This window comes from Aquimarina rubra (assembly GCF_042684305.1).
Taxonomy (GTDB): Bacteria; Bacteroidota; Bacteroidia; order Flavobacteriales; family Flavobacteriaceae; genus Aquimarina; species Aquimarina rubra.
Genome location: NZ_JBHULE010000030.1, coordinates 1 through 628, shown reverse-complemented (window position 1 = coordinate 628; position 628 = coordinate 1). Strand labels below are relative to the sequence as shown.

At 45.2% G+C, this 628-nt stretch carries 1 pseudogene; it reads left to right on the top strand.

Features of this window, described 5'->3' with window-relative positions:
• Positions 1–628: pseudogene (locus ACFSR1_RS19615) on the top strand (gliding motility-associated C-terminal domain-containing protein); the annotation flags it as partial.

Below are 628 nucleotides of genomic sequence, written 5' to 3'. Positions count from 1 at the left end.
TGAATGTACGGCTGCAGGCTTTGTAGCAGGTACGAGTTTAGCCCCTGAAGACACGGATAGTGACACGACTCCAGATTACTTAGATACAGACAGTGATAATGATGGGATCAATGATGTGATTGAAGCTGGTCAAGGTACCGCAGTAGGTAGTGATGCCGATGGCGATGGTTTGGATGATGGTTTTGATACGGTAGATACTACCGGAGCTACCCCAGATGTCAATGACAATTTAGATACGGGAGCCATTGGTACGGACAATGTGGATGATGCGGATCTGACGGAGGTTGACTTCCGAAGTATTTTAGATGCCGATAATGATGGTATAGCAGATAATGTAGATGAAGACGATGACAATGATGGTATTCCTGATGTGGTGGAGAGTGATGGTAACGATCCAAGCGCAGATGATGATGGTGATGGTATCCCGAACTACCAGGATGTAGATCCTGATGGATTACCAGGCACTCCGGATTTAGCGGACGGTAATGGAGATGGTATTCCAGATATTTATGACAATGACAATGATGGTGTTCCGAATCACTTCGATTTAGACAGTGACAATGATGGTATCTATGATATCATTGAGACGGGCAATGCGGGATTAGACAGTGATGACGATGGTATTGCC